At 39.4% G+C, this 2,459-nt stretch carries 2 protein-coding genes and 1 pseudogene; all 3 read left to right on the forward strand.

From position 1 onward, the window contains the following. A pseudogene (locus KQI94_RS15755) lies at positions 1 to 254 on the forward strand (hypothetical protein); the annotation flags it as partial. Then, positions 251 to 1,252 (forward strand): bifunctional lysozyme/C40 family peptidase, encoded by a 1,002-nt coding sequence (locus KQI94_RS15760; protein ID WP_000769868.1) that lies wholly within the window; start codon positions 251 to 253, stop codon positions 1,250 to 1,252. The pseudogene KQI94_RS15755 and the gene KQI94_RS15760, both read left to right, overlap by 4 nt. After that, on the forward strand, positions 1,249 to 2,184 hold the full coding sequence (locus KQI94_RS15765) for a conjugal transfer protein (protein WP_216454613.1): 936 nt from the start codon (positions 1,249 to 1,251) through the stop codon (positions 2,182 to 2,184). Before KQI94_RS15760 ends, KQI94_RS15765 begins: the two co-directional genes overlap by 4 nt. Positions 2,185 to 2,459: the final 275 nt, after the last annotated feature.

A 2,459-nucleotide genomic window follows, 5' to 3' on the forward strand; every position in this document is an offset into this window, starting at 1 on the left:
CTCAACAAGCCAAACAAGAGCGTCCAGCAGTTAAGTCCGATTTTTCAAGTCCAAAAGTGGAACGCCAAGGCAATACCGTTCAAGAAAAAACCGTTCAAAAGCCAGCAACTTCAACCACTACAGCAGATAGAACTTCACAACGTCCAATCACAAAAGAACGTCCGTCTACTGTTCAAAGAGTACCACTACAAAATACAAGAAGTAGACCACCAATCAAAACCGCCACCATTAAGAAAGTCGGTAAGAAACCATGAAGTTGAAAACTTTAGTGATTGGTGGTTCTGGATTATTCTTGATGGTCTTCTCACTGCTTCTGTTTGTTGCCATTTTATTTTCAGATGAACAGGACAGCGGAATTTCCAATATTCATTATGGAGGTGTGAATGTTTCCGCAGAAGTGCTGGCTCATAAGCCTATGGTAGAAAAATATGCCAAAGAATATGGCGTTGAAGAATATGTCAACATACTTCTTGCGATTATACAGGTGGAATCGGGCGGTACTGCGGAAGATGTTATGCAGTCCTCGGAATCCCTCGGTCTTCCACCTAATTCATTGAGTACAGAAGAATCCATTAAGCAAGGTGTGAAGTATTTCAGTGAATTATTAGCCAGTAGCGAAAGGCTCAGTGTAGATTTAGAATCGGTTATCCAGTCCTACAATTATGGTGGTGGTTTCTTAGGGTATGTGGCTAATCGTGGAAATAAATATACCTTTGAACTGGCTCAAAGTTTCTCAAAAGAGTATTCAGGTGGCGAAAAAGTGTCTTACCCCAATCCCATAGCCATACCTATCAATGGGGGCTGGCGATACAACTATGGCAATATGTTTTATGTGCAACTGGTAACGCAGTATCTTGTCACAACAGAGTTTGATGATGATACGGTACAAGCCATCATGGACGAAGCACTGAAATATGAGGGCTGGCGATACGTTTACGGTGGAGCTTCCCCGACTACTTCTTTTGATTGTAGCGGACTGACACAATGGACGTATGGAAAAGCTGGAATTAACTTACCACGAACCGCACAACAGCAATATGATGTGACCCAGCATATCCCACTATCGGAAGCACAAGCTGGCGATTTGGTTTTCTTTCATTCTACCTATAACGCTGGCTCTTATATTACTCATGTTGGGATATACCTTGGCAATAACCGTATGTTTCATGCAGGCGACCCAATCGGTTATGCCGACTTAACAAGCCCCTACTGGCAACAGCATTTAGTGGGAGCAGGACGAATCAAACAATGAGAAAGGAAGATTTAATGATGAAATTTAGAAAAAATCAGAATAAAGAAAAACAGATACCAAAGGAAAAGAAACCTCGTGTCTACTATAAGGTCAATCCTCATAAAAAGGTTGTGATTGCCTTGTGGGTACTTTTAGGGCTTAGTTTCAGCTTTGCGATATTCAAGCACTTTACAGCTATAGATACTCATACTATTCACGAAACAACTATCATAGAAAAGGAATACGTTGATACTCATCATGTAGAAAATTTTGTAGAGAACTTTGCGAAAGTCTACTATTCATGGGAGCAATCCGATAAGTCCATTGATAATCGAATGGACAGTCTAAAAGGCTATCTGACAGATGAACTTCAAGCTCTCAATGTTGATACAGTACGCAAAGATATTCCTGTATCGTCTTCTGTAAGAGGATTTCAGATATGGACGGTAGAGCCAACTGGCGACAATGAGTTTAATGTAACCTACAGTGTAGACCAGCTCATTACAGAGGGAGAAAATACAAAGACCGTCCACTCTGCTTATATAGTGAGTGTCTATGTAGATGGTTCTGGAAATATGGTACTGGTTAAGAATCCGACCATTACCAACATACCTAAGAAATCAAGTTATAAACCAAAAGCCATTGAAAGTGAGGGGACGGTTGATTCCATTACAACCAATGAAATCAATGAGTTTTTAACGACGTTCTTCAAGCTCTATCCTACAGCGACAGCCAGTGAACTTTCCTACTATGTGAATGACGGGATATTAAAACCAATCGGAAAAGAGTACATCTTTCAAGAACTGGTAAATCCTATTCACAATCGTAAGGATAATCAAGTCACGGTATCGCTGACAGTGGAGTATATCGACCAGCAGACCAAAGCAACGCAGGTATCTCAATTTGATTTGGTACTTGAAAAGAACGGGAGTAATTGGAAGATTATAGAATAACAAATATTGGTACATTATTACAGCTATTTTGTAATCACGTACTCTCTTTGATAAAAAATTGGAGATTCCTTTACAAATATGCTCTTACGTGCTATTATTTAAGTATCTATTTAAAAGGAGTTAATAAATATGCGGCAAGGTATTCTTAAATAAACTGTCAATTTGATAGTGGGAACAAATAATTGGATGTCCTTTTTTGGCTCTTTGTCAAATGATGTTGGTAAAGAGAAATCTTAGAATAATTGGAGATCAAGTGGATCAGTTCCTCTTGATCT

The organism is Enterococcus sp. S183_ASV_20 (assembly GCF_018919685.1).
Classification (GTDB): Bacteria; Bacillota; Bacilli; order Lactobacillales; family Enterococcaceae; genus Enterococcus; species Enterococcus faecalis.

Coding starts and splice junctions, on each gene's coding strand:
- KQI94_RS15760 (WP_000769868.1), top strand. CDS start 251: ATGAAGTTGAAAACTTTAGTGATTGGTGGTTCTGGATTATTCTTGATG.
- KQI94_RS15765 (WP_216454613.1), top strand. CDS start 1,249: ATGAGAAAGGAAGATTTAATGATGAAATTTAGAAAAAATCAGAATAAA.